Raw genomic sequence first — 24,254 nt, forward strand, 5'->3', positions numbered from 1 at the left:
GATGGCGGCGCTGACGCTGAAGGCCGCCGGTCTGCTCGACGTCGACACCGGTGCGCTCGTCCGTCCCGGCATCCTGCGGATCGAGGACGATCGGATCGCCGGTGTCGGTGGCGCCGTCGCGGGCGAGGTCGTCGATCTCGGCGATCTCGTCCTGCTGCCGGGCCTGATGGACATGGAGGTCAACCTCCTCATGGGCGGACGCGGGGAGACCGGTCTTGCCTCCAGCGTCAAAGACGATCCGGCGCTGCGGGTGCTGCGCGCGGTGGGCAACGCCCGCCGGACCCTGCGCGCCGGCTTCACCACCGTCCGCAATCTCGGGCTGTTCGTGAAGACCGGCGGCTACCTGCTGGACGTCGCGCTGGGCAAGGCGATCGACGCGGGCTGGATCGAGGGCCCGCGCATCGTGCCCGCCGGGCACGCGATCACCCCCACCGGGGGCCATCTGGACCCGACCATGTTCTCCGCCTTCGCTCCCGACGTGCTGAAGCTGACTCTCGAGGAGGGCATCGCCAACGGCGTGGACGAGGTGCGCAAGGCGGTGCGGTACCAGATCAAGCACGGCGCGCAGCTGATCAAGATCTGCGTCTCGGGTGGCGTCATGTCGCTCACCGGAGCGCCCGGCGCGCAGCATTATTCGGACGAGGAGCTGCACGCGATCGTCGACGAGGCGCATCGGCGCGGCCTCAAGGTGGCCGCGCACACGCACGGCGCGGACGCGGTGAAGCACGCGGTGCGGGCGGGCATCGACTGCATCGAGCACGGCTTCCTCATCGACGACGAGGCGATCGACCTGATGGTGCGGCACGGCACCTGGTTGGTGCCGACCACCCGGTTGGCCGACGCCATGGACGTCTCGAAAGCCGATCCCGCGCTGCAGGCCAAGGCGGCCGAGATGTTCCCCAAAGCCCGCACCTCCGTGCTGGCCGCTTACAAAGCGGGCGTGAAGATCGCCGTCGGCACCGACGCCCCGGCGATTCCGCACGGCCGCAACGCCGACGAGCTCGTGGCGCTGGTCGAGCGCGGGCTGCCGCCGCTGGAGGTGCTGCGGGCCGCGACGCTCGCCGCGGCCGAGCTGGTCGGCGTGGACGACCGCGGCCGGCTCGCGGAGGGGCTGCTGGCCGACGTGATCGGCGTTCCCGGCGACCCGGTACAGGACATCACCGTCACCCGGGACGTGCGATTCGTGATGAAAGGCGGAAGAATTCATGTCCAGAAGTGACGACCTGCTCGAGATCCAGCAGGTGCTGGCCCGGTACGCGGTGACCATCACCCAGGGCGACATCGACGGCCTGCTGGCGGTGTTCACCCCCGACGGCACCTACAGCGCCTTCGGTGACACCTACACCCTCGATCTGTTCCCGGAACTGGTCGCGGCCGCACCGAAGGGGCTGTTCCTCACCGGAATACCGGTCCTCGACATCGACGGTGACACCGCCACCGGCACGCAGCCACTGTGCTTCGTCGAGCACAGCACACACGACATGCGCATCGGGTACTACACCGACTCCCTCGTGCGTACCACGGACGGATGGCGGTTGAAGACGCGCAAGATGACCTTCATCCGCCGCAACGGCGAACACGACTCCGGGATCCCGCACGCCTTCGAGCGTTCCAAGGCTTGAGCCGGACGCGGCCCGCCGGGTCGGAAAGGACATCGCATGACCGCAGGCGCAGACCCGAATCGGGATGTCGCCACCTTCCGGTCGAACCTGCGCGCCTGGCTCGACCGCAACGACCTCACCCCCGCCCCGGACCACTCGCTGGACGGGCAGGTCGAACAATTGCTGCGCGTGCGACGCGCCCTGTTCGACGCGGACTGGATGCGCTATGGCTGGCCCGCCACCGTGGGCGGGCTCGGTGGGCCCGCCGCGCTGCGCGCGGTGCTCGGTGAGGAGGTCGCTTCCCGCGACTTGGCCGAACCCGGTATCTATTCGATGATCGAGGTGCTCGCGCCGACGATGATCTCCTACGCGCGACCGGAATTGGCCGCCGCGATGGTGCCGCTGCTGCTGTCCGGCCGCGAGCAGTGGTGTCAGGGATTCTCCGAGCCCGGGTCGGGCAGCGACCTGGCCTCGCTGACCACCAAGGCGACGGCGCGGGGTGCGGACTGGGTGGTCAGCGGCCAGAAAGTGTGGACCAGTCTGGCCCAGTACGCGGCTCGGTGTGTGCTGCTCACCCGCACCGGGCCCGGTCACGACGGCATCACCGCCTTCTTCGTGGACATGGACTCCCCCGGCGTCACCGTCCGTCCGCTGCGCACCATGCACGGCGTGGACGAGTTCGCCGAGGTCTTCTTCGACGATGTGGTGGTGCCCGGCGACCGCATGCTGGGTAACCCCGGCGACGGCTGGCGGGTGGCGATGGATCTGCTGCCCTACGAACGCTCCACCTGCTTCTGGCACCGGATCGCGTACCTGTTCACCCGGCTCGACCAGGTGCTCGAGCAGACCACGAACGCCGACGACGCCGAACTCGGCGCCGCGTACCTGGCGCTGCACACGGTGCGGTGCCGCTCGCACGGAACGCAGCGGCGCCTGGCGGGCGGCGCACGGCTGGGTGCGGAAACCTCGGTGGACAAAGTGCTGCTGGCCACCGCCGAGCAGCGCCTGTTCGACACCGCGCGCGATCTGCTGCCCGGCGCGGTGGAACTCGGCGATTCGCCGTGGCGCACCGAGTTCCTCTACTCCCGCGCCGCCACGATCTACGGCGGAACCGCCGAGATCCAGCGCAACATCATCGCCCGCCGCCTGCTGGACCTGGGGAAGGAGTGACCGTGACCGGAGCCGACCTCGACCGGGCCGAACTCGACCTGCTCACCGACACGCTGCGCAAGACCATGGCGGCCGCCACCGGGCGCGAACTCGACGCCGCGCTGGCCGGACTCGGTTGGCCGGATCTGCTCGCCGAGTCGCCCGACCTCGCTGTGCCACTGGTGTTCCGGCTGCTCGGCGAGACCGGCACGCATGCCGCGGTCCTCGACGACGTCGTCCGGCACGCCGCCGGGCATCCAGGGCCGGGCCCGGTGCCGCTGCCGTTCGCGGGCGCGACCTGGGTGGTGTGGGACCGCGACGGCGAGCCCGGCGCCACGGTCGACGCGGAACTGCCCCTGCGCGCCGTCGCGACCGGGACGGAGCTGTCGCGCCATGCCCTCGCGCTCGGGCGGCGCGCCCTCGGCTGGTGGCTGCTCGGCACCGGCCATGCGATGCTGGCGCTCGCGCGGCGGCATGCCGTGGAACGCATCCAGTTCGGCCGCCCGCTCGCTTCGTTCCAGGCGGTGCGGCACCGGCTCGCGGAAACCCTCGTGACCCTCGAGGGCGCGCAGGCCGCGCTGCACACCGCCGAGGGCGAACTCGGGGCCCTGCTCGCCAAGGCCGCCGCGGGGCAGGCGGCGCTCACCACGGCGCGGCACTGCCAGCAGGTGCTCGGCGGCATCGGCTTCACCGCCGAGCACGACCTGCACCGGCACGTGCGCCGCACCCTGGTCCTGGACGGATTGCTGGGCAGCACAAGAGAACTCACCCGGGCTGCGGGCGCGCACATCCGCGTCACCGGATCGGCCCCGCGGCTGGCGCAGTTGTAGACGGCACGCCGCGAATTGGCCCGGTACCGGATTCCGCTCCAGTACCGGGCCGTTCGGGCGCACCTCGACGATCAGCAGGCCGGGATGGCGCGACCTGGAAAATCCTCCGCACACGGCGAATGGCCTGGTGCCGGAACTGTCCGACACCGAGCCATCGGCCACACGTCGAGCGTCAGCAGGCCGGGGAAGTGCCGCCCTGGAGTGTCATCAGCGCACAGAAGGTGCTCGTGGCGACCTTCCACTGGCCGCCGTCCTTGACCGCCTGCCCGGTCTGGTTCGGCAGGACCGGATTGCCGCCGAGCAGCAGGGTGTAGGTGACGTCGGCGTTGTTCGCGTCCACGAGTTTCACCGCCGAGACCGTGACCGACGTGCCCTGGGACTGCGGGTTGCCCGCTTGCGCCTGCAGGATCGGCAGGAAGACGTCGCCCTTCTGCACCTGCGCGGCCTTCTGGTCCGGCGGGGTCGAAGCGCTGAAGAAGCTGGTGTACACGTCGGTGATCGCCTTGGTGGTCGCCGCGTCGGCCGGGCCGGGCGCCGCGCTGGTCGCCGCGGCGACGGCCGACGTGCTCGACGCGGAGCTCGTCGATTCGTCGTCACCGCAGCCGGTCAGCACCGCGGCCGCGACGACCGCCAGGCCACAACAGGCCACAGTCTTGCGAAGGATGGAATCGCGCATGGAAGTCCTCGTTTTCGGAAAAGGGAACAGCGAGGGCGCCGGGCGCGCACGCGCCCGATCGCCGGTTGATCGCACGGTCACGGTGTCCCTTTTCGAGGCGGCAAGGGCCGTGCGAATACTGCCGGAGCGCTCCGGCAGACGATGGCGCCGGTGGCAACACCGGATCTACTTCATGGTGGCCTTCATCTCGTCCAGCCGGACCAGGATCGGGAAGCCGTTGACGCTCAGGGCGTTGCCGTGACCGGTCTGGTGCACGTCGAAGACGGACTGGATCGCGGCGTAGAAACCCTGCACGTCCAGCGTCTGGTTGACCGCGCGCTTGGCTTGGCGCAGCCCGAACGGCGGCATCGTCGCGATCTGCGCGGCCAGTTCCCTCGACTGGGAGTCCAGTTCGGCGCGCGGCACCACCTTGTTCACCATGCCGACCTGTCTGGCCTCCTCCGCGGTCACCGGCCGGCCGGTGAACAGGATCTCCTTGGCCTTGCGCGGGCCGAGTTCCCAGGTGTGCCCGTGGTATTCGACGCCGCCGATGCCCATGAGCACCACCGGGTCGGAGAACAGCGCGTCCTCGGCGGCTACGATGAGGTCGCACGGCCAGCACAGCAACAGGCCGCCCGCTATGCACCGTCCCTGCACCGCCGCGATCGACGGCTTCGGCACGTTGCGCCAGCGCAGCGAGTACTCGAGGTAGCGGCGCGACTCCAGCCCGTAGATACGGTCGAGGGTGATCTTGCTCGGGTCCGGCCACGACTTGTCCTTCAGATCATGTCCGGCCGAGAAGTGCTTTCCCTCCGCTCGCAGCAAGATGACCGCGACGTCGTCGTCCTCCGCGGCGCGAACCCACGCCGCGTCGAGTTGATCGAGCAGCTCGCCGTTCTGCGCGTTGGCCGCCTCGGGCCGGTCGAGGGTGATGGTGGCGATCCGGTCGGCGACCTCATAGCGGATGTACAAATCGAGCTCCTCGAGTCCGGGACAGACCGGGCGCGCGCCCGGCGCCGATGGCACGCCGAAGAGCGGGCAGGCCGGCCGGAGCGGTGTGTGCGAACATCACGGCTTGCCTCCTTCCGCGCCGACGCGTGATCGGGTGCGAGAATAACATTCTCGGTACGGGAAAGGATAGTCTCACACAGAGTGCGGACACGGTGACCCGAGAACCCGATGACACACCGTTCTCCGGTACAGTGCATTCATGTTCTCTTCATATGACCGAGGACCGAGGCGCCCGTGACCAGCCCGAGCGAAAAACCGGCCTGGAAGCAGCGCGCTGTCGAGCGCTCCCTACGTACCGCGAAATTGCGCGCCGAAGAGCGCGTTCAGCGGTTCCTCGACGCCGCCCAGGCCATCATCACCGAGAAGGGCAGCACGGATTTCACCGTGCAGGAGGTCGTCGACCGCTCACGGCAATCCCTGCGCAGCTTCTATTTGCAGTTCGACGGCAAGCACGAACTGCTGCTCGCCCTGTTCGAAGACGCGCTGAGCCGCACCTCCGACCAGCTGCGCGCGGCCGCGGACGGCCAGACCGACCCGCTGGACAAACTTCAGGTCGCTGTCGAGCTGCTGTTCGAATTGTGCCGGCCCGACCCGTCGGCGCAGCGTCCGCTGTTCACCGATTTCGCTCCGCAGCTGCTGATCTCACACCCCGACCACGTGAAGGTCGCGCACGCGCCGATGCTGGCACTGTTCACCGAGCTGATGGATCTCGCCAAGGAGGCGGGGCAGCTGCGGCCCGAGGTCAACTCGCGCCGGACCGCGGCGATGGTCATGCAGACCGTCATGTTCACCGCGCAATCCGCGGGAGCGTCCGACGACGAGACGCAGCATCCGATCACCGCGTCCGAAGTATGGAACTTCTGCGCGCACGGCTTCGCGCGGGGATGAGAACAGTATTCTCCTGAGCGAGAATTTGACTTACACTCGGGTTCATGCCCGATCTGTGGAGTGATCTCGTCTCTTGCCTCGACTTGTCCGCGACGCCGGCCGGCGACGACGCCGACGCCCGCTTCGAGGGCCGCAATCTGCGGTTGGCCTACAGCCGGGTGTTCGGTGGGCAATTGCTGGGCCAGTTCGCCCGCGCGGCCGCCGCCGGCGTGCCGGACAAGTCGATCAAGTCCCTGCACGCGGTCTTCGTGCGCGAGGGCCGCACCGACGAGCCGATCCGGTATCGGGTCCACCGCCACCACGCGGGCCGCTCCTTCGCCACCCTGTCGCTGGTCGCCGAGCAGTCCCGTGGAGTCGTGGCGACGGCCTCGGTCTCGCTGCACGCCGAGGAGGAGGGGCCGCACCGGCAGACCGTCGCGGTGGCGTCCCCGTTGCTGTCCGCCGAGCACAAGGTGCAGTGGGACCTGCTGCCCTGGGAGACTCGCGCCGCCGTCGACCTGGACGATCTCGGCGCCGCCGCACCGGATTTCGAGTTCTGGATGCGCACTCCGGCGGTCGATCCGGCACTGGCGCCTGCCCTGGCCGCCTATGCCACCGACCTCACGCTCATCGGCACCGCACTGCTGCCGCTGGAAGGGTACGCGCAGAGCGGTAACGGCACGGCGTTCGTCTCGGCCGTCACCTCGCACACCCTCTGGTTCCATCGCCGCTTCCGCACCGACGAATGGCTGCTGCTGCGCCAGCACAGTCCGCTGCTCGCGCAGGCCCGCGCCTACGGCCGCGGCGACATCCTCACCGAGGACGGCACGTTGGTGGCGTCCTACGCCCAAGAAGCGATGGTGCGTATCCCCCAGGGCTGACAACGGGCCTCACCCAGACCATGGCAGCAGTCGCTCGGCCGCGCTGTAGGCGTCGCATTCGCCCGCGGCCACAGCTGCCGCCAGCCGGTCCAGCTCGGCGTGCGCGCGCAACCGGGTCTGCGCCAGCGAGAGGATCTGGGCTCGGGCCCGAGCCGTGCGCCGCGCGGGGGTGTCGGCGCGATGGTGCGCCTCGATCGCCTCCGCCAGTTCGGCGACCCGCTCGCCACGCGCGGCGACCAAGGTGAGGATCGGCACGGGGGACTCCGCCCGCAGATCGCGCACGGTCTGCTCGGCGCCCTCCCGGTCGGCCTTGTTCACCACCAGCAGGTCGGCCACCTCCAGCAGGCCCGCCTTCGCGGCTTGCACCGCGTCGCCCGCACCCGGATTCAGGATCACCAGCGTAGAATCCGCGACGGCGGCGATCTCGATCTCCGACTGCCCCACTCCCACGGTCTCCAGCAGCACGACGTCGTAGCCCAGTGCCGCGAGCAAGCCGATGGCGGCGGGCACCGCGGCGGCCAGGCCGCCCAGGTGCCCGCGCGTCGCCACCGACCGGATCAGCACGCCCGGGTCGTCGATGTGCTGGGCCATGCGGATGCGGTCGCCGAGCAGGGCTCCGCCGCTGTACGGCGAGGACGGGTCGACCGCGAGGACCGCCACCCGCAGCCCGCGCGCCCGGTAGACGCCGACAAGCGCCGCGATCGTCGTCGACTTTCCCGCGCCGGGCGGGCCGGTCACGCCGATCACCCGGACGCTTCCGGGATCCAGAGCCGCTTGGACCTCGTCGCGGCGGGTTCCCTCGATCAGGCTGAGCAAGCGGCCCGTCGCCCGTGCCGACCCGGCGCGTGCCTGGGCCAGCAACTCGGCGACGGACGCCCGCTCCAGGGTCACGCCCACCCTTGTGCGCCGCTGCCCGATCCGATCACGGAGCGGGGACCTCGATGACCGTGGCCGCACCCATGCCACCGCCGGCACACATCGCCGCGATGCCGAGACCCCCACCGCGACGGCGCAATTCGTGCACCAGCGTGACGATCATCCTGGCTCCCGTCGCGGCCACCGGATGCCCGAGCGAGCAACCGCTCCCGCTGACGTTCACCTTCTCCGGATCGAGGTCCAACGCCCGGATGGCCGCGATCGGCACCGAGGTGAACGCCTCGTTGATCTCGATCAGCTGTACCGCGGACAGCGAGATACCGGCCCGGAAGACCGCTTTGGTGATCGCCTCGATCGGCGCGAGGCCGGTGTCGGCCGGATCGACGCCCACCGACGACCACGAACGGATGTAGGCCAGCGCGGGCAGCCCCAAGCGGTCGCTGGCGATGGCGAGCGCGGCGGCGCCGTCGTTGGCCCCGGACGCATTGCCCGCGGTGATCGAGAAGCCCTCGATCTCCGGGTGCAGCACTTTGAGCGAGGCCAATTTCTCCGGGCTGGTGTCGCGGCGAGGATGCTCGTCGGTGTCGAACAGCCCGTGCGGGGTCTCGATGGGCACGATCTCTTCCTTGAACCGGCCCTCGTCGATCGCGGCGATCGCGTTGCGATGTGAGCGCAAGGCCCAGGCGTCCAGATCGGCCCGCGAGATGCCCGCCTTGACCGCGGCGTTCCAGCCCACAGTGATGGACATGTCCAGCGCGGGCGCGTCGGGGCGGTCCGGGTGACTCGGCGACACCCACGGATCGATCCACTCGTCCTCGCCGACTCTGAATCGCGCTTTGGGTGCGGTGGACTCGGAATTCACGCCGCCCGCGATCACCAGCTCGTCCATGCCCGCGCGAATCCCGGCCGCCGCGGTGTGCACCGCGGACATTCCCGCCGCGCAGTGCCGGTTCTGCGCCAGGCCCGGCACGGTGGTCAGCCCCGTGGTCACGGCCGCGTGCCGGGCCAGCACCCCGCCGCCGTAGCGCCCCTCACCCAGGATGACGTCATCGATGCGGGACCGGTCGAGGCCATCGGCGACCGCACCCACCACGTGGTGGGCCAGGTCGAAGGCGTTGGTGTCGCGCAGCGTTCCCTTCCGTGCGGTACCGATGGGCGTCCGCAGGGCGGACACGATGACGGCTTCGGGCATTGGAGGCCTCCATTCCGGGCGACGCGATTGCGGCGCGGCGACTTTTCGGTGATCATGCCGAGAGAGTCTTGAGAACATCATTTTCTCAAAACGAGAGCCACAGTTGCAAGATAGGATTATGCCATGCAGATCAGTGGAAGCTCCGCGCTCGTCGTCGGTGGAACCGGAGGCCTGGGTGAGGCGACGGTGCGGCGCCTGCACGCCGCGGGGGCGAAGATCGTGGTCGCCGACGTCGCCGACGAGAAGGGCAAGCAGCTCGAGACCGAACTCGGGATCCGCTATGTGCACACCGACGCCACCGACGAGGGCTCCGTGCGCGCCGCCATCGCGGAGGCGCAATCGCTGGGGCCGCTGCGCATCTCGGTCGACACCCACGGTGGTCCCGCGACCGGCGGCCGCCTGATCGGCAAGGACGGCGAGCCGCTGTCGCTCGACGGCTTCCGCACCACCATCGAGTTCTACCTGACCGCCGTGTTCAACGTCCTGCGCCTCTCGGCGGCCGCCATCGCGAAGACCGATCCGCTGGAGGAAGGCGGGCGCGGCGTCATCGTGAACACCGCCTCGATCGCCGCGTTCGAGGGACAGATCGGCCAGCTCCCCTACTCCGCGGCCAAAGGCGGCGTGGTCGGAATGACCCTGGTGGCCGCTCGCGACCTGTCGCCGGTGGGCATCCGCGTGGTCACGATCGCTCCGGGCACCGTCAACACCCCCGCCTACGGCAAAGCCGCCGACCAGCTGGAGGCCTACTGGGGCCCGCAGGTGCCCTTCCCCAAGCGCATGGGCCGTTCCGAGGAATACGCCCAGCTGGCCACCGCCATCATCGAGAACGACTATCTCAACGGAGAGGTCATCCGGCTCGACGGCGCGCTGCGCTTCCCGCCGAAGTAGCCGCCGCCACCGCAGGCGGATGCGACACGCCCTGCTGCCCGGGGGAACGATTCCGCGAGTTCTACACTGACGCGGTCGACGACCGACGTTCTAAGCTGGAATCATACGGCCTATGCCCTGGCAGTAGGGAGCGCATGGACATCGCAACAGCGCCTCAGCCGGAATACCGGCAGGCCTGCTTCGCCGATATCGAAGACATCGCGGCCATCGAGGCCGAGGTGTTCGCCGAGCCGTACCGATATCTGATGTTGCGCCAGCTGTTCGATCTGCACGGATCCGAGTGGCTGGTGGCGGAGGTGGACGGGGCGGTGATCGGTTACGCGCTGACCTTGGAGAAATCCGGCCGGGCGCTGCTGTTCACGTTCGCGGTGGCCAAGCGGTACCAAGGCGGGGGCTACGGTCGCGCACTGCTGAAGCGCACCCTCCAGACGTGCCGGACCGTGGGTGCCGAGGTGATGTATCTGACCGTTCGGCCGGACAACCAGCTGGCGAGCAATCTGTTCAAGCGTGCCGGATTCGAATTCGTCGAACACGACCACCGGTATTTCGGGCCGGGCGAGCCCCGGGACGTTTTCGAGTACCGGCTGAGAGGCCGACCGCTAGACTCGTGACATGGGGGAGATTTCGCCCTTCGTCGCCTCGGTATCGACCCGGATCAGCCGCCGCGCAGGCGAATACACGGCCGAGCTCGATCGGGGCGGGCGCACCGAGCAGGCAGCGCTGGAGCAGTTCGCCACGCATGCCGAGGCGATCCTCGCCGACTACGACCCGCCCAGTGCGCGGCGCCACTCCGACTCCCTGGTGTTCCGGCACCTGTACGCCGCCGCCCGGCAACCGAGGCCCGACGAAGCGGGCTGGCGGGTGCCGAGCGCGATTCCGGCGGCGCTGCTGGCCGCGGAGATCGAATTCCGCGGTCCGCTGCGGCTGAGCAGTCGGCAGAACACCATGTTGGCCGAGGAGTACGAGCAGTTGGGGGCACAGCTCTCGGCGGCACGACTGCCCGGTCACGCGGCCCTGGCATATCGCAGAGGCGCCGCGCTGTACCGGATGAACGAGGACGACGAGGCCGAGGATCGCTGCGGTCTGCGCCTGGCCCGGGCTCGCACGCTCGCGCTGCCGCCGGGCCGGCGGCGCTGGACCGGGCAACTGTCGTATGTGCTGTGCGGCCACGGCTACCGGCCGTCCTGGCTGCTCGGCTGGGTTGCCGTGCAGTTGGTGCTGTTCACCGTCGCCGCTTTGGTCCTGAGCGGAAATACCTCACCGGCCGCCACCGTCTACACGTGCGTGACCAGCTTCATCAATCCGCTGGGCCCCGGTGACACCGAGAATCTGCGGCCGGCCGCCCGGCCGCTGTTCGCCGTGGAAGCGTGGACGGGCACGGTATCGATGTCGGTGTTCTTCGCCCTGCTGGTGCGCAAGTGGTTCCGGATGTAGCCGGATCGGCCGCTACCATTCGGCGTCGAAGGCTTTGTGCCGCAGCGCATCCAGGGTCGCCACGGCGATACGGTCGCGCAGCCGTGCGACGAGGGTGTTCCACTGGCGGGACAAGCCGGGATCGACCTGGAGCTCCCGCCACAACGCACGCATCGAGGCCGGGGTGTGCGCTCCCGGCATCCACAATCCGGTGAGGTCTTCGAGCACCGGCGCCAGGATGTCGGTGCGTTCCCGGCTGTGCGAGGGGAAGCGGTCGGCCTCGGCCAGCGCGTCGGCGACGACGGTCAGCAGCCAGTCGTGCGCGGCCAGATCCTCGCAGAATCGTTGCGCCGCGTCGAGATCCGCCTCGTCGCGCACGATCATCCGGACCGTGCGGACTGTGGCGTCGTCCAGGTGCAGGGCGGCCGAGGGACCCGCACTGCCCCCGATCCGGGCGACCCAGCGCAGCCGGGTGGCGCCTGCCCGCACCGGCGGCTTCTGATCCAGCCTGGTATCGGCGCGCAGACGAGCGAGCAGGCGTTCACTGATCGAGGCCAGGTCCAGGGTGTCGGCGTCGACCGGCCCGGCTAGGTATCCCTCGGCCAAAGCCCCACCGGCGGTGGCTCTTTCGGGAATCCGGCTGATGACCTCGGTCACGCCCTTCTGGCTGAGATAGTGCGCCCAAGTCTGTCTGCGCCGTCCCGCGGCGCGCACCACCCGGGTGCGCGCGGTGGATTGCAGCACGCGTCCGCCGGACAGAACCGCACTGGTCGCCACGGTTCCCACGATGTGCGCGGTCTGCTCACCCAGGGCCAGATCGCAGTCGACGCCGACCGCGGTGGTCGGCGACACCGCCAGCGTGCCCGGCCGCTCCCGCCACCGCACCGTGCAGCCGGGCATGAGCGCCAGCAGATCGCAGGCCTCCGCTCCGGTCAGCGCGGTCGCCGAGGGCAGCAGGCAGGTGCGCACCTCACCGAGGACGACCAGGGGCGTGGTCGCGGCCATCTCAGGCCCCGTCGAGCAGCAGGTGGGAGAGCCGTTCGCTGACCTCGCGCGGCACCGGTACCGGCGGGACCTCCTCGGCGCCACGGGTGATGATCTGCTCGACCACGTCGTCGTCGAGATCGAGGTGGTCGAGCACCAGCCGCACGGCGTGCTCGATGCCGATGTACCGCTTGGGCAGCATCGACAGCGTCTTGTAGGCGGCGAACGGCGCGGCGGACGGATTGAGCTGCACCACCGGCGGTATGTCCTGCCAGCGGCGCGGCGTGAGATCCTCGCGGCGCCACGGGTGCGGGTCCACCACGGCGTCACCGTGGTAGCGCAGCATGCCGAGCCGCAGCAGATGCCAGACGGCGGCCAGGAACGGGCACGACCAGCGCCGAACCGTCACCCCGTCGACGACGTGCCTGCTCCACAATTCCACGTCGAGGAAGATCGAGTGCTCCCGGCGGCCGAACTCCTCCGGCGGCTGATAGCTTCGCTGACGCATGGCCTGGCCGCGTTCGTCCTCGGAGGACCGGCGCCCGTTGCACAGCCATCCCGACTCCGCGGTCGGCGGCCTGCGCCCGGTACTCGGCGGCGCGGGCTCGGCGACGATGCGCGCGGCCACCATCTCCGCCACCGGAATCGGCTCGCCGAACGCCACGCCGTCGACGAACTTCGGGGCCCGCCAGCAGCCGGACTCGCGCGCCAGATAATCGATGACCAATCCGTTCTCCTCGGCGGCGTCCAGCAGCTTGGCGAGGATGACGGAGGGATCGGTGTCGGGCTGGAAGTAGTCGTCGATCAGGTAGCAGGTGCTCACCCGGGCGTTCGGGCCGTACTGCACCTTGGCCGACTCGATGAAAGCCGACACCAAAGGGACGATGCGACGGAACTCCGCGCCGACCCGTTCGATATCGGAGGTGATGTCGTTGATGTAGAAGTGCCCGACCTCGATCGACAAGTGCGACAACGGGACCGAAGCGATCCGAGGCTGTTCGGTCGCCTCGCTGTAGCCCTGTGTATCCCGCATCTACAGCCTCTCCCAGGTGGCGATGTCGACCAGACGGCGAGCCAGTTCGGCGTAGGCCGACGCGGTCGACTCGTTGGCGATTTGGGCGTTCACGTCGGCGTCGAGGATGAGCTGTTCGCGCCGCTGCAACACCGGCTCGATGGGTGTGGAGCCGAGAACCGCCGTCGTGCCGAGCCGTTTGGCGGTGGCCAGCCGCCGCAGCGCGGTGTCCTGCTCTTGCAGCCACGCCGCCTGCGCCGGGCGCTGGGCGACTCCGTGCCAGGTGGCATCGGGCACCGCGGTGCGCACGTATCGCACCGAGCCGAGCAGCTCGTCGGGGTCGTGACCGCATTCGGCGCCGGCCTTCAGCAATCCGTGCGAGCCGTACACCAGACCGGCGGCGGCCAGGATGTGCTGGCGCGTCCAGCGGTGGAAGATCAACCAGCGTGCGGTGCGCCCGCGCAGTTGCGGCAAGGCGGTCGCCTGCAGCACGATCTGCAGTGCCGCGGAGCGGCCCGCGCTGAGATCCACGATCACGACCGGGAACTCCTGATCCAGCGCCACCAGCAGTTCCGCGCAGCGCTGCACCACCGCGTCGTCGTCGGTGAGGAATTCGGCGCCGCCCTCGTCCCCGGGCAGCAGCACCAGCCTGCCCGAGTTCGGACCGATGCGGCGCAGTTCCGGCCGATCGGTCGCCGCGCCGACGTCGACACGTGCCACGGTTCCGCTCTCGCCGAGCAGATAGGAGTGCACGCCGCCGCGCGGCACGCCGCGTTCGGCCGCGCTGATCTCGAACAGCGCACCGGCCGTGGGTGAGCCGAGGTCGAAGTCGGCGTAGGCGACGTTGAGACCGGAACGGCACAGCCGGTAGCCGATGTTGCAACTGGTCACCGAGCGCCCGGTGCCGCCCTTGTCCGAGGTGGAGAACACCAGCACCTTGCCCCCCCTACCGTGTCGCGTCCCGGCGGGCGTACGCCAGTTCGTCCAGCTGGACCAGCGCCTGGGTGGCCAGACTGTAGGCGGTGCCGGGACGCTCGCGCAGCACGCGGCGGGCCCGGTCGAGCGATTGCCGGATCCGGTTGACCGCGGCCTGTTTCGGGGACAGATCCTGGCCTACGATTTCCAGTTCCTCCTGATTGAGCAGATGCTCGGCCTCGCTGAGCAGATCCACCGCGCGGGCGACCATGGCCTGCGGAGCCAGTGGGGGTTGTTCGAAGGTGCCGTAGGCGATGACCAGGCACTCCATCATTCGCTCCGTGACGAACCAGGACGGCCCTCCCGGTCGCGCGTCCGCGGAGCCGACCAACCGGCCGATGTCGTCCCACAGGCCGTTCCCCGGGCCGTCCCGCAGCACTCGCTGGTCGAGATGCTCCATCGCCGCTTCGGCCAGGGCCATCAGCTGGTCGCGGGTGTCCACGTCGGTGCGCAGGCTCGCCGCCTGCAGGCAGCGTTTGAGCAGCATGGTCGCGAAATCCGGCACGTACCAGACCAGCGGCGGCCCCGCGGCGACCTCCTCGCTGCCTGCCAGGTTCAGTCGCACACCCGGATAGTGCAGCGGCCCGGCCGGATCACCTACGGTGAACCGGCTGGTGATGCGCCCGCGGCGGGCCAGCTGGTCGAGCACCGCCAGCGTGCGCGACAAATCCTCGGTGCTCTCCCGGTAGACCAGGTCCTGGATGAGCATGGCGGCGATGACGAGACTGAAGTACTCCGATTCCTCGCCGTCGGAGGTGCGCCACGGAATGTCCTCGAGCGGCCAGCGGCCGCTGCCGAAGCGGGCGACCTTCGACCAATAGTTCCGGGTCAATTCGAAGCGCAGCTGCAGCGCGTCGGCGAGGGTGCGCTGCTCATCGGTCAACAGGTCGAGTTCCCGGATTCGCTGCGACGACAGGTCGATGATGCCGTCCAGGGCGACAGCCGTGAAGTACAGGTAGGGACGGGATTCCGCGTGGCCTGTCGCGCTGCTGACCCGGCCGGGCACGATCTGGATGGGTTCGGAGCTGTGCACGATGCCCCAGCTCCACCCGCATTCGAAAAGCCGCCCGTCGTCGGCGATGTCGACCTCGGCGGTCTGACTGAGCCTGACCTCGTTGGCCGCCTGCACCCGCAGGCGTTCCAGCTGCGCCGACAGCCGTTCGATGATTTCGTCGGCCGGCGTGCGGGTCTGGTTGAGCATGTAGACGATCGACTGCCCGAACTCGGTCCTCGGCTCCGGGGTGTGGATGACGAAACTGCGTACCAGGCCGGCCATCGCCGCGGTGAGGCGCGCACTGGCCTGTTCGATCACCCCCGGAATCCGCTCGCGCAGTTGCCGGGCCTCCAGCCGGACCTCCCCGCTGACGAAACGCTCGAATCCGCGCAGGAACCGCAGCGCCGCGATACACAGGCTCAGGGACATCGAGTACGAGTCGACGATTTCCACCGCCAGTTGGCTGTCGGTGAGCGGGCTGTCGTCGCCGGAGCGCAAGTAGGAGCCTGCGGCGAAGACGGGTTCGCCGTCGGGTCCGGTATAGCGGCGCAGATAGTCTTCCAACAGGGCGACCAGGACGCCACCGATGCGCGTCTCCTCGCCGAGCGGCGCGAGCGCGGACTTGACGTCGGGGCTCATGTCGTTCGGCTGGTCCAGCGCGAAGGCTTCGATCTCGGTCGCCGGATACAGCAGGCACAGCAGCTGTTCGGCGTCGCTGATCGAATTGGCGCCGTCGCGCCCGCCCCATCGCCACGTCCCGTCGCCATAGGACCAGGCGAGTACCGCTCGCCACAGCTCGAGCAGCTGTTGCCTCGGCCGAATCCTCATCTGTTCTCGGACCTCGCCCCCGCGTTCGACCGGCGGCGCCGGACGTCGTTACACACAGTGTGCCCTGCGGATGTTCACTTAGCCAAGCACTTTGCGACCCGGGCGGTTGCTGCGAGATATCCTGCGGGGCAGAACCTTCCGCGAATTCGCGAGGACGCGGCCCGTGGCTGCGCGGGTTCGGTCGCCGCATGTCGCGATCCCATCGGCCCGGGGCGCACCCGGACCGTGCTCCCCGCAATCCCTTGCGCTCGACAGGCTATTCCTCGGCTACCGCTCAGCGGCGCCCACCGAAGTCCGGCCCCGGGCCGGACCGCTGCCCGCGATCGGCGATCCGGCGTCAGTTCCGGTCCGCGGTGAGGGCGGTGATCACCGCGCGGAAGTCCTCGGTCTGGAAGGAGAGATCTTCCGCGGTCGTCGCGTAATCCAGGGTGGCCAGCACCGCGCGTTCCAGGTGCAGGTTCAGCAGACGCTTGGTGCTCTCGACCGCTTGGCGCGGCAGTTCGAGAATGCGTTTCGCGCAGGCCAGCGCCTCGGTGCGCGGGTCGGCGACCACATGGTTGACCAGACCCATCTCACGAGCTCGCTCGGCCGGGATCTTCGCGCCGGTGAGCGCGTATTCCTTGGCCAGCAGCAAGCTGGTGTGCAGCGGCCAGGTCAGCGGTCCACCGTCCGCGGCGACCAGGCCCACCTGGACGTGCGGGTCCTTCAGGTAGGAGGTCTCGGCGATGTAGGCGACGTCGCTCAGCGCGACCAGGCTGCACCCCAGTCCGACCGCGGGGCCGTTCACCGCCGCGATCACCGGCACCCGGCAGCGGGCCATACCGAGCACGATGTCGCGGCCGTGCGCGATCGTCTTGGCTCGTAGATCGGCGTCGCGGCCCAGCTCGGCGAGATAGGCGAAATCCCCGCCCGCGGAGAACGCCTTGCCCGCGCCGGTGAGCACCGCGACGCGCGCCTCGCGGTCGTCGGAGAGCCGGGGCCAGAGCCGGGCCAGCCCGGTGTGCAGGTCGTCGTTGACGGCGTTGAGCGCGTCGGGCCGGTTGAGCGTGACGATCCGGAGCGGTCCGTCGGCCTCGACGTGGATCTCTTCCGGCAGGTCGTACATGGTCAAACTCCTAATCCGAGGATGCGCGAAGCGATGATGTTCTTCTGGATCTGCGAGGTGCCGCCCATGACGCTCTGCGCGCGGCTGTAGAAGTAGCTGCCGAGCAGTTCGGCGTCGTCCGTGCCGCCGACGGCGAGCGCCGCGTGCCCGACCGACTGGTCGACCCAGGTCATGAGCAGTTTGTCGAGTGAGCCGTCCGGGCCGTGGACCACCCCGTCCAGCTGTTCGGACAGCCGTCGGCGCACATGCAGGCGCAGCATCTCGGTCTGCACCGCCGCCCAGGCCAGTTCCTCCGGGACGGGGCCGTCGAACCGGGCGGCCAACTGCCGCACCAGCTTTCCGTAGCGGGCCGCGTAACCCAGCGTCGACGGCTCGCGTTCGTGCCCGACGACGGTCATCGCCAGCTTCCAGCCGTCGCCGGGCTCGCCCACCATCTGATCGGCGGGCACCGTGGCGCCGTCGAAGAACACCTGCCCGAACTCCCGGGTGACGCCGCTGATCATGGCCAGCGGCCGTTGCTGCACACCGGGCTGGTCCATCGCGATCACGAATGCCGAGATGCCTTTGTGCCGTGGAGCGTCCGGGTCGGTGCGGGCCAGCAGCAGGCACCAATCGGCGACGTCGGAGTAGCTGGTCCAGATCTTGTGACCGTGCACCACGTAGTGGTCGCCGTCGCGAGTCGCGGTGGTGCGCAGCGAGGCGAGGTCGGAGCCCGCGCCGGGCTCGCTGAAACCCTGGCACCAGCGCTGGGTGCCGTCGATCATGCCGGGCAGGAAGCGTTGCTGTAATTCCTTACCGCCGTGGCGGCCCAGACCCTGCACGAGATATCCGAGGCTGGGCCGCGGCGGCGCCCCGGCGAGCGCGAGTTCCTCGTCCACGATCACGTCGTAGACCGGGGGCAGCTCATGGCCGCCGAACTCCTTCGGCCAGGACGCTCCGAAGAATCCGGCCGCGTACAGCGCTCGATGCCACTCGCCCTGACGCGCCCAGTAGTCGTCGCCCGACGTGGGGAACTGCCCAGCCGTTTCGGCCAGCCAAGCGCGCAGCCGGGAGCGAAACTCGGCCTCTTGCGGTGCGTCACGAAAGTCCAAGGTCGATCTCCTCCAGACGAACGGGGAACAGTTCGGTCGAGACCAGCGCGCGCCGCAGATAGACGTGGGCGAGGCACTCCCAGGTGTTGCCGATGCCGCCGTGCACCTGGACCGAGGTCTCGCAGACGGTGCGGGCGGCCCGTGCGGTGTACACCTTCGCGATCCGCGCGGCCCGCAGCGCTTGCGCCGCAGCCAGTTCGTCGACGGCCCAGGCCGCGTGCCGCAGCACGCTGATCGCCCCTTCGATCAGCGCTTGGTTCTCCGCCAGCAGATGCGCCACCGCCTGGTACGACCCGATCGGGCGGCCGTACTGCTCGCGCACCTTCGCGTATCCGACCGCGAGATCCTGGGCGCCGCGGGCGACGCCGAGCAGATCGGCGGTGGTCGCGGTGACGGCGAGGGCGTGCCACCGGATGGCCTCGTCGGGCGACAGCTCCCCGATCCGCCGGCGTTCGTCCGCCACCGCGGCGGTTTGCCGGGTCAGGTCCGCGCCGGACAGCGTCGCGCCCACCGGTGCGGCCACGACCTGCTCGCCGGTGACGAGCAGCGCCGATTCGCTGCCGCGTGCGTCGATGGCACGGCCCCCGACCGCGAGGGTCCAGCGGCCCTCGGCGCCGAGCCGCCCGCACAGGTCGTCGGCCAGCACCGGCCCGAGAAAGGCCACGTCCACCAGCCCGCGGCCGAATTCCTCGGTCACGATCGCGACCTCCACACCGGAGGCGCCGTCGGTGCGCAGCGCTCGCCAGCCGGTAGCTGTCACGGCTCGCTCCAAGCGCGCGCGGCGGTTCTCGTCGTCGAGGTCGGCTACCGAGCCGGGGCCGAGGTCGTCGGCCAATTTCGCGGCGGCATCGCGCAATTGCCGCTGTTCACTGGTCAGACGGACGTCCATAGCGCTCCTTGAGTACTCGACGCAGCACCTTGCCCGAGGGCAGGCGCGGGATCTCGGGCACGAACACGACGCGACGCGGTCGCTTGTAGGTGGCCATGCGCTCGCCCACCAGGGCGATCAACTCGTCCGCGGTGACCGCCTCGGCGCCGGACACCGCCGCGACGACCGCCTCGCCGTCCGCGGTGTCGGGCACCCCGAACACGGCGCAGTCGATCACCTTCGGGTGGCCGTGCAGAACGGCCTCGATCTCGGCGGGCGCCACTTGGAACCCGCGGACCTTGATCATTTCCTTGGCCCGGTCGGTGAGCCGGATCCAGCCTTCCTCGTCGACGTAGCCGACGTCGCCGGTGCGGTACCAGCCGTCGTCGAAGGCGCGGGCGGTCTCCTCGGTGGGCAGGTAGCCGGCCATCACCGACTCCGCGCGGCACTGGATCTCACCGATCTCCGTGGGCGGCAGCGGTTCTCCGGTGTCCAGCGCGACCACCCGGACCTGCACCCCTGGTGCGGCCTTGCCGACCGTGTCCAGCCGCGCGCCCGCGAGCGGGTTGCACGCGATCACCGGCAGCTCGCTCGCGCCGTAGGCGGGCAGCCAGCGCACTCCGGTGCGCCGGGTGACGGCCTCGGCCATCGCGACGGTCACCGGCGTGGCGCCCCACATGATGTAGCGCAGCGAACTCAGATCGTAGGACTCGAGATCGGGGTGCCCGGCCAGCGCGAGAGCGATCGGCGCGACCGCCATCTCGACGGTGATCCGGTCGTCCTGGATGCAGCCGAGCATGGTCTCCAGGTCGAAGCGGCGGTGCAGCCGCATCCAGGCACCCGCCCGCAGCGCGGTCACGATGTTCAGCAGACCGAGGATGTGCGAGGGCGGCGTGGCGATCTGGATGCGGTCGGACGCGGTGAGGCCGAGCACCTGCGTCCACTGGCGCACCGCGACCGCCAGCGACGCGTGGGTGTGCCGCACCGCCTTCGGCATCCCAGTGGTGCCGGAGCTGAACACCAGCACGGCGTCCGAAGCCGGGTCGGGCGCCGCGGCGCTGCCGTGCGCGGGGGTGATCGGCGCGTCCAGGTGCCGCATCGGCAGCAACGCGGCCAGCACCGGACTGTCGCCGACCGCGTGACGCGGCCCGGTGACCGCCACCGCGTGGGCTACTTCGTCATGCTTGTACGCCGGGCTGATCAGGACCGCCGCGGCGCCCAGCCGCCAGATGGCCAGCACGGCGACGACGAATTCCGGCCGGTTCGAGGACATCAGCGCCACCCGGTCGCCCGCGCGCACGCCGCCGTCGGCCAGCTCGGCCGCCAGACCGGCCGCGAGGTCGTCGAGCTCGGTCCCGGTGTAGGCCCGCCCCTCGAAGACGAGCGTGCTCGAAGCGGTGGTCGAGGACATTTGAGAGATCCCGTCTCGTGAGTGAGAATATAATTCTCATTCGGATAGAATCTTCATACCAGGAGGACACGGTTCATGGCGAGACCCTCTTTGTTCCAGCGCGCGACCGTGACCCGCATCGTGAAGGAGAGTGTCGACGCGCGCACGTTCGTGCTCGCGCCGCACGACGCGCCGATCACCTACCGCGCCGGGCAGTTCTGCACGTTCAAGATCGCCGTGAACGGAACGGAACTGTTCCGGTCGTACTCGATGTCCAGCGCGCCGGAGACCGACGGCGAGCTGATGACGACCGTGAAACGAGTGCCGGGCGGGGCGGTGTCGAACTGGATGCACGACAACCTGTCCGAGGGCGACGAGGTGGAGATGACGAAGGCCGCGGGCCGATTCTGCCTGCGCGAGACCGACGTGCCGCTGCTGGGCTTCAGCGGCGGCAGCGGAATCACGCCGATCCTGTCGCTCACCAAGTGCGCCCTGGCCGCCACGCGGCGGCGGGTCCGGCTGCTGTGCGCGGACCGCGACGCGGATTCGATGATCTTCGCAGCGGCCTTGGCCGAGCTGGCCCGGCGCCACCCCGGCCGGCTCGAGGTGGTCCGGCACCTGGACAGCGCGGGCGGCTTCCTCGACCCCGCGGCGGTGCGCGCCTTCGTCGGCGACGACGGCCATGCCGATCACTACGTCTGCGGGCCCGAGGCTTTCATGGAGATGGTCGAACTGGCGCTGCCGGGCCCCGGCCTGGTATTCAGCGAGCGATTCGGTGCGCCCGCGCCGATTCCCGCCTCCGTGGACGACGCCCCGGTCGAAAGCCCGGCACCGGTGACCCGCCCCGCGACAGCCCCTTCCGCCGCCGACGGGGCGGGCACCGTGACGATCATCCTCAACGGCAGGAAGAAGACGGTGCCACGCAAGAATGGCGAGACGCTGCTGGAGAGCGCACGCCGGGGAGGGCTGACGCCGCCGTTCTCCTGCGAGGCGGGCAACTGCGCCACCTGCATCGCCAAGGTGACCGCGGGAAGCGCGAGCCTGCGCCAGAACAACGCGCTGACCGACGACGAACTCGACGACGGCTATGTGCTCACCTGCCAGGCCGTCCCGGACACCGACTCGATCACCGTCGACTACGAGTGAGCGACGAGGCGGGTCCCGCGCAGCCGGGTTCCGCCTCGGCATCGGCTGTGCCGCCGCGGCACCCGACTGCGCTGCCCGACATCGCGGCTGCGCCGTCGGCGTGGGACAAGCGCCGCGTCGAGTCGGCCACGAGCATGCGGCGCGCGGTCGGGCCCATGCGCAGCGTTGGCCGAGCGGCGACTCCGATTGACGCAATCGCTGACCGGCAGCATCGCGACCACCGAACGGGTCGGTTCGCCCGGTGACCTCCGACGACCGGCTGACACACGACACAGTGCGCGATTTACGCACCGTCACAGCATGCTTCGTGGCCGCGTCCACACGGTCCATGATCGGTTTACACGTCCGGCACGCGCGCCCGGGCGACACACATCCGACGGGGATAACGGCCGGGGCGCGGGCGGCCGGGGCGCGGGCGGCCGGGGCGCGGAGTGTCGATGCTCGTGCCGGTCGCCCCAGCGAATCCGGCGTCGCGCTTCCTCAGCCCCCGTGCTGGCCCAGCCGAGGCGGCGGCGCGTACTGCGGCTCGTAGCCCGCGATCCGGATCGGGCTGCCGACGAGCCGGAACTCCCCCGCCGTCACCACGGCCTCCGGGCTGGCCTCCAGCGCCTCCGGCAGGTCACGGACCGCGGCGGCGGGAATTCCGAGCGGGCGCAGCCGCGCTTCCCATCCGGTCGCGGTATCGGCCGCGAGGGCGGCGGTCACCGCCGCGAGCACCTCCACGCGACGGGCGACCCGGTCGGCCATCAGCTCGAACCCGTCGACACCCGCCTCCGCGGCGAAGGTCTTCCAGAAGCCGTCGTGGGTCACGAACAGCGCCAGATAGCCTTCGGCGGTCGGGAAGATCTGCGCGGGAACGTAGTACGAGTGCGCCCCGAACGGGCGGCGCTGCGGCCGCTTCCCCTCGTTGAGGTAGGCGGCCGCGTGATAGTTCAGTTGCGAGAGCATGACCTCGTACAGCGACACGTCGATCTGGCCGCCACGACCGGAGACGATCTGGGCCAACAGTCCCAGCGCGGCCGTCAGACCGGTCGAGTTGTCCGCCGAGGAGTATCCCGGCAACGTCGGCGGGCCCGCGGGATCACCGGTGAGAGCGGCGATCCCGGCCGCCGCCTGGATCACGTAGTCGAAGGCCGGATCGTCCCCGCCGTACAGGCCGTAGCCGGTGATCGCGACACACACGATCTTCTCGTTCCACCGGCGCAGCGCGTCGTAGGTGAGACCGAGCCGCCGGATCGCCGATGGTTTGAGGTTCACCAGCAGCGCGTGCGACCCCGCGACGAGTTCGCCGAGCCGCGTCCGGCCGTGCTCGCTGCCCAACTCGACGCGGATACTGCGTTTGCCACGGTTCAGGCTCGCGAAGTAGCTGTCGCTCACCTGACGGGAGATGTCGCCGCCCGCCGGTTCCAGTTTGGTGACCTCCGCGCCCAAGTCGGCGAGCATCATGGTGGCGTACGGACCGGCCAGCATGGTGCCGACCTCCAGGATCCGGATTCCGGCCAGCGGCCCGGAGCCCGCAGCGCTCACCGCAACTCCCTGGCCAGTTCGGCGATCGTCGCCCGGGTGCGGCGCTTGGACGCCACCAGTTCGTCGAGGGTCTCCCCGATCGGCAGCAGGCGCACCGAGATGTCCGTGGCGCCCGCCTCCGCGTAGCGGCGGAGCCCGGCCGCGATCTGCGCCTCGTCGCCGGCCAGGCACAGATCGCCGATGTCACGGGCGTCGCCCTGGTCCAGCAGTCGTTGATAGTTCGGCGAGATCTCCGCCTCGCCCAGGATGCGATTGGCCCGCTCGCGAGCCTCGTCCACGCGGCCGGGCTCGCACAGGCACACCGGCAACCCGGCGACCACACGCGGAGCGGGCCGGCCCGCGTCGGCCGCCGCTTTGGCGATCTTCGGCACGACGTGGTCGGCGATCGCGCGCTCGTCGGCCATCCAGAGCACGGTGCCGTCGGCCTGCTCGCCCGCGATGCGCAGCATCACCGGCCCCAGGGCGGCGATCAGCACCGGCACCGGGGCCACCGGTCCGAGATCGAGCGGATTGTGCACGGTGAACGTCGCGTTCTCCACGTCCACCGAACCCGGTCCGCGCAGTCCCGCGTTCAGCACCTCGAGATAGTCGCGGGTGTAGGCGGCCGGTTTGTCGTAGGGCAGGCCGAGCATGTCGCGCACGATCCAGTGATGCGACGGCCCGACTCCCAGCGCCAGCCTGCCCCCAGCCGCGGCGTGCGCCGAGAGCGCTTGCCGGGCCAGGGCGATCGGATGCTGTGCTTGCAGGGGCACGACCGCGGTGCCCAGCTCGATCCGCGAGGTGCGCAGCCCCATCGCGGCGATCGTGATCAGCGCGTCGAAATCGGTGGGGATCTGCGGGATCCACGCCGTGTCCATTCCCGCGGACTCGGCCCACTCGATGTCGCGCAGCATCCGTTCGAGCTTGCGCCCGGAGTCCCCTTTCTCCGGTCCGATCATCACTCCGATGCGCACGATTCCTCCAAGCTGTAT

Annotated in this window: 24 protein-coding genes; 10 read left to right on the forward strand and 14 right to left on the reverse strand. The window is 69.9% G+C overall.

The genetic code is table 11. The features are described from left to right. The first annotated feature begins 1 nt into the window (after position 1). The 4 genes from LTT66_RS34305 to LTT66_RS34320 are packed head-to-tail and all read left to right on the forward strand — an operon-like array spanning position 2 to position 3,580. A complete protein-coding gene (locus tag LTT66_RS34305; protein WP_233062636.1) occupies positions 2-1,219 on the forward strand; it encodes a metal-dependent hydrolase family protein in 1,218 nt (405 codons plus the stop codon). After that, positions 1,206-1,622 (forward strand): nuclear transport factor 2 family protein, encoded by a 417-nt coding sequence (locus LTT66_RS34310; RefSeq protein ID WP_233062637.1) that lies wholly within the window; start codon positions 1,206-1,208, stop codon positions 1,620-1,622. Before LTT66_RS34305 ends, LTT66_RS34310 begins: the two co-directional genes overlap by 14 nt. A 36-nt stretch (positions 1,623-1,658) precedes the next feature. Next, the gene (locus LTT66_RS34315; protein WP_233062638.1) at positions 1,659-2,771 is read left to right on the forward strand and encodes an acyl-CoA dehydrogenase family protein; all 1,113 of its coding nucleotides are present in this window, start codon (positions 1,659-1,661) and stop codon (positions 2,769-2,771) included. Further along, positions 2,768-3,580 (forward strand): acyl-CoA dehydrogenase family protein, encoded by an 813-nt coding sequence (locus LTT66_RS34320; RefSeq protein WP_408638706.1) that lies wholly within the window; start codon positions 2,768-2,770, stop codon positions 3,578-3,580. The genes LTT66_RS34315 and LTT66_RS34320 overlap by 4 nt, the downstream gene beginning before the upstream one ends. A gap of 172 nt (positions 3,581-3,752) precedes the next feature. Here LTT66_RS34320 and LTT66_RS34325 read toward each other — a convergent pair whose 3' ends face one another. Continuing rightward, positions 3,753-4,256: a hypothetical protein gene (locus LTT66_RS34325; protein ID WP_233062639.1), complete on the reverse strand. Its 504-nt coding sequence runs from the start codon at positions 4,254-4,256 to the stop codon at positions 3,753-3,755. 165 nt (positions 4,257-4,421) lie between these two features. Beyond that, complete coding sequence (locus LTT66_RS34330; RefSeq protein ID WP_233062640.1) at positions 4,422-5,207, reverse strand: enoyl-CoA hydratase; 786 nt, start codon at positions 5,205-5,207, stop codon at positions 4,422-4,424. 273 nt (positions 5,208-5,480) lie between these two features. Between LTT66_RS34330 and LTT66_RS34335 the strand changes: the two genes are divergently transcribed. Together LTT66_RS34335 and LTT66_RS34340 are read left to right on the forward strand one after the other, a co-directional pair. Next, on the forward strand, positions 5,481-6,134 hold the full coding sequence (locus LTT66_RS34335) for a TetR/AcrR family transcriptional regulator (RefSeq protein WP_043700881.1): 654 nt from the start codon (positions 5,481-5,483) through the stop codon (positions 6,132-6,134). Positions 6,135-6,178: 44 nt separating this feature from the next. Next, a complete protein-coding gene (locus LTT66_RS34340; protein WP_233062641.1) occupies positions 6,179-6,994 on the forward strand; it encodes an acyl-CoA thioesterase in 816 nt (271 codons plus the stop codon). A gap of 9 nt (positions 6,995-7,003) precedes the next feature. On the opposite strand, the gene LTT66_RS34345 is transcribed toward LTT66_RS34340, so the two are convergent. Then, entirely contained in the window at positions 7,004-7,885 is an 882-nt protein-coding gene (locus LTT66_RS34345; RefSeq protein WP_408638707.1) for an ArgK/MeaB family GTPase, read from the reverse strand. 31 nt (positions 7,886-7,916) lie between these two features. Then, positions 7,917-9,062, reverse strand: coding sequence for a thiolase family protein (locus LTT66_RS34350; protein ID WP_043701914.1), 1,146 nt, complete (start codon positions 9,060-9,062; stop codon positions 7,917-7,919). Between the two features lie 123 nt (positions 9,063-9,185). Between LTT66_RS34350 and LTT66_RS34355 the strand changes: the two genes are divergently transcribed. The 3 genes from LTT66_RS34355 to LTT66_RS34365 all read left to right on the forward strand — a co-directional run bounded on the left by LTT66_RS34355 (position 9,186) and on the right by LTT66_RS34365 (position 11,384). Beyond that, positions 9,186-9,950, forward strand: a complete 765-nt coding sequence (locus LTT66_RS34355) for an SDR family NAD(P)-dependent oxidoreductase (protein ID WP_233062643.1) — start codon at positions 9,186-9,188, stop codon at positions 9,948-9,950. A 134-nt stretch (positions 9,951-10,084) separates the two neighbouring features. Continuing rightward, positions 10,085-10,561, forward strand: coding sequence for a GNAT family N-acetyltransferase (locus LTT66_RS34360; protein ID WP_233062644.1), 477 nt, complete (start codon positions 10,085-10,087; stop codon positions 10,559-10,561). Position 10,562: 1 nt separating this feature from the next. After that, positions 10,563-11,384, forward strand: a complete 822-nt coding sequence (locus LTT66_RS34365; protein WP_233062645.1) for a hypothetical protein — start codon at positions 10,563-10,565, stop codon at positions 11,382-11,384. 12 nt (positions 11,385-11,396) lie between these two features. Here LTT66_RS34365 and LTT66_RS34370 read toward each other — a convergent pair whose 3' ends face one another. The 8 genes from LTT66_RS34370 to LTT66_RS34405 all read right to left on the reverse strand — a co-directional run bounded on the left by LTT66_RS34370 (position 11,397) and on the right by LTT66_RS34405 (position 20,631). Then, complete coding sequence (locus LTT66_RS34370) at positions 11,397-12,368, reverse strand: SCO2521 family protein (RefSeq protein ID WP_233062646.1); 972 nt, start codon at positions 12,366-12,368, stop codon at positions 11,397-11,399. 1 nt (position 12,369) lies between these two features. Continuing rightward, the gene (locus tag LTT66_RS34375; RefSeq protein ID WP_233062647.1) at positions 12,370-13,380 is read right to left on the reverse strand and encodes an SCO2522 family protein; all 1,011 of its coding nucleotides are present in this window, start codon (positions 13,378-13,380) and stop codon (positions 12,370-12,372) included. Next, positions 13,381-14,295 carry an SCO2523 family variant P-loop protein gene (locus LTT66_RS34380; protein ID WP_233062648.1) on the reverse strand — a complete coding sequence of 305 codons (915 nt, stop codon included), beginning with the start codon at positions 14,293-14,295 and terminating at the stop codon, positions 13,381-13,383. A gap of 10 nt (positions 14,296-14,305) precedes the next feature. Beyond that, the gene (locus tag LTT66_RS34385; RefSeq protein ID WP_233062649.1) at positions 14,306-16,156 is read right to left on the reverse strand and encodes an SCO2524 family protein; all 1,851 of its coding nucleotides are present in this window, start codon (positions 16,154-16,156) and stop codon (positions 14,306-14,308) included. A 337-nt stretch (positions 16,157-16,493) separates the two neighbouring features. Then, a complete protein-coding gene (locus LTT66_RS34390) occupies positions 16,494-17,261 on the reverse strand; it encodes an enoyl-CoA hydratase/isomerase family protein (RefSeq protein WP_233062650.1) in 768 nt (255 codons plus the stop codon). Positions 17,262-17,263: 2 nt separating this feature from the next. Then, a complete protein-coding gene (locus LTT66_RS34395; protein WP_233062651.1) occupies positions 17,264-18,352 on the reverse strand; it encodes an acyl-CoA dehydrogenase family protein in 1,089 nt (362 codons plus the stop codon). After that, the gene (locus LTT66_RS34400) at positions 18,339-19,241 is read right to left on the reverse strand and encodes an acyl-CoA dehydrogenase family protein (RefSeq protein ID WP_233062652.1); all 903 of its coding nucleotides are present in this window, start codon (positions 19,239-19,241) and stop codon (positions 18,339-18,341) included. Before LTT66_RS34400 ends, LTT66_RS34395 begins: the two co-directional genes overlap by 14 nt. Next, positions 19,219-20,631: a class I adenylate-forming enzyme family protein gene (locus tag LTT66_RS34405; protein WP_233062653.1), complete on the reverse strand. Its 1,413-nt coding sequence runs from the start codon at positions 20,629-20,631 to the stop codon at positions 19,219-19,221. Before LTT66_RS34405 ends, LTT66_RS34400 begins: the two co-directional genes overlap by 23 nt. 75 nt (positions 20,632-20,706) lie before the next feature. Between LTT66_RS34405 and LTT66_RS34410 the strand changes: the two genes are divergently transcribed. Further along, on the forward strand, positions 20,707-21,756 hold the full coding sequence (locus LTT66_RS34410; protein WP_233062654.1) for a ferredoxin--NADP reductase: 1,050 nt from the start codon (positions 20,707-20,709) through the stop codon (positions 21,754-21,756). Positions 21,757-22,236: 480 nt separating this feature from the next. Here the strand turns inward: LTT66_RS34410 and LTT66_RS34415 are convergent, their stop codons facing one another. After that, positions 22,237-23,226 carry a CaiB/BaiF CoA transferase family protein gene (locus LTT66_RS34415; RefSeq protein ID WP_408638881.1) on the reverse strand — a complete coding sequence of 330 codons (990 nt, stop codon included), beginning with the start codon at positions 23,224-23,226 and terminating at the stop codon, positions 22,237-22,239. A gap of 53 nt (positions 23,227-23,279) precedes the next feature. After that, on the reverse strand, positions 23,280-24,236 hold the full coding sequence (locus LTT66_RS34420; protein ID WP_233062656.1) for an LLM class F420-dependent oxidoreductase: 957 nt from the start codon (positions 24,234-24,236) through the stop codon (positions 23,280-23,282). Between the last annotated feature and the right edge of the window lie 18 nt (positions 24,237-24,254).

Source organism: Nocardia gipuzkoensis (genome assembly GCF_021183645.1).
Lineage (GTDB): Bacteria > Actinomycetota > Actinomycetes > Mycobacteriales > Mycobacteriaceae > Nocardia > Nocardia abscessus.

Bases quoted from the DNA above. Each gene is read 5' to 3' on its own strand.
- LTT66_RS34385 (WP_233062649.1), bottom strand. From the start codon at position 16,156: ATGAGGATTCGGCCGAGGCAACAGCTGCTCGAGCTGTGGCGAGCGGTA.
- LTT66_RS34325 (WP_233062639.1), bottom strand. From the start codon at position 4,256: ATGCGCGATTCCATCCTTCGCAAGACTGTGGCCTGTTGTGGCCTGGCG.
- LTT66_RS34365 (WP_233062645.1), top strand. From the start codon at position 10,563: ATGGGGGAGATTTCGCCCTTCGTCGCCTCGGTATCGACCCGGATCAGC.
- LTT66_RS34415 (WP_408638881.1), bottom strand. From the start codon at position 23,226: ATGCTGGCCGGTCCGTACGCCACCATGATGCTCGCCGACTTGGGCGCG.
- LTT66_RS34360 (WP_233062644.1), top strand. From the start codon at position 10,085: ATGGACATCGCAACAGCGCCTCAGCCGGAATACCGGCAGGCCTGCTTC.
- LTT66_RS34405 (WP_233062653.1), bottom strand. From the start codon at position 20,631: ATGTCCTCGACCACCGCTTCGAGCACGCTCGTCTTCGAGGGGCGGGCC.
- LTT66_RS34400 (WP_233062652.1), bottom strand. From the start codon at position 19,241: ATGGACGTCCGTCTGACCAGTGAACAGCGGCAATTGCGCGATGCCGCC.
- LTT66_RS34355 (WP_233062643.1), top strand. From the start codon at position 9,186: ATGCAGATCAGTGGAAGCTCCGCGCTCGTCGTCGGTGGAACCGGAGGC.
- LTT66_RS34410 (WP_233062654.1), top strand. From the start codon at position 20,707: ATGGCGAGACCCTCTTTGTTCCAGCGCGCGACCGTGACCCGCATCGTG.
- LTT66_RS34305 (WP_233062636.1), top strand. From the start codon at position 2: ATGGCGGCGCTGACGCTGAAGGCCGCCGGTCTGCTCGACGTCGACACC.
- LTT66_RS34375 (WP_233062647.1), bottom strand. From the start codon at position 13,380: ATGCGGGATACACAGGGCTACAGCGAGGCGACCGAACAGCCTCGGATC.
- LTT66_RS34390 (WP_233062650.1), bottom strand. From the start codon at position 17,261: ATGTACGACCTGCCGGAAGAGATCCACGTCGAGGCCGACGGACCGCTC.
- LTT66_RS34340 (WP_233062641.1), top strand. From the start codon at position 6,179: ATGCCCGATCTGTGGAGTGATCTCGTCTCTTGCCTCGACTTGTCCGCG.
- LTT66_RS34370 (WP_233062646.1), bottom strand. From the start codon at position 12,368: ATGGCCGCGACCACGCCCCTGGTCGTCCTCGGTGAGGTGCGCACCTGC.
- LTT66_RS34310 (WP_233062637.1), top strand. From the start codon at position 1,206: ATGTCCAGAAGTGACGACCTGCTCGAGATCCAGCAGGTGCTGGCCCGG.
- LTT66_RS34350 (WP_043701914.1), bottom strand. From the start codon at position 9,062: ATGCCCGAAGCCGTCATCGTGTCCGCCCTGCGGACGCCCATCGGTACC.
- LTT66_RS34315 (WP_233062638.1), top strand. From the start codon at position 1,659: ATGACCGCAGGCGCAGACCCGAATCGGGATGTCGCCACCTTCCGGTCG.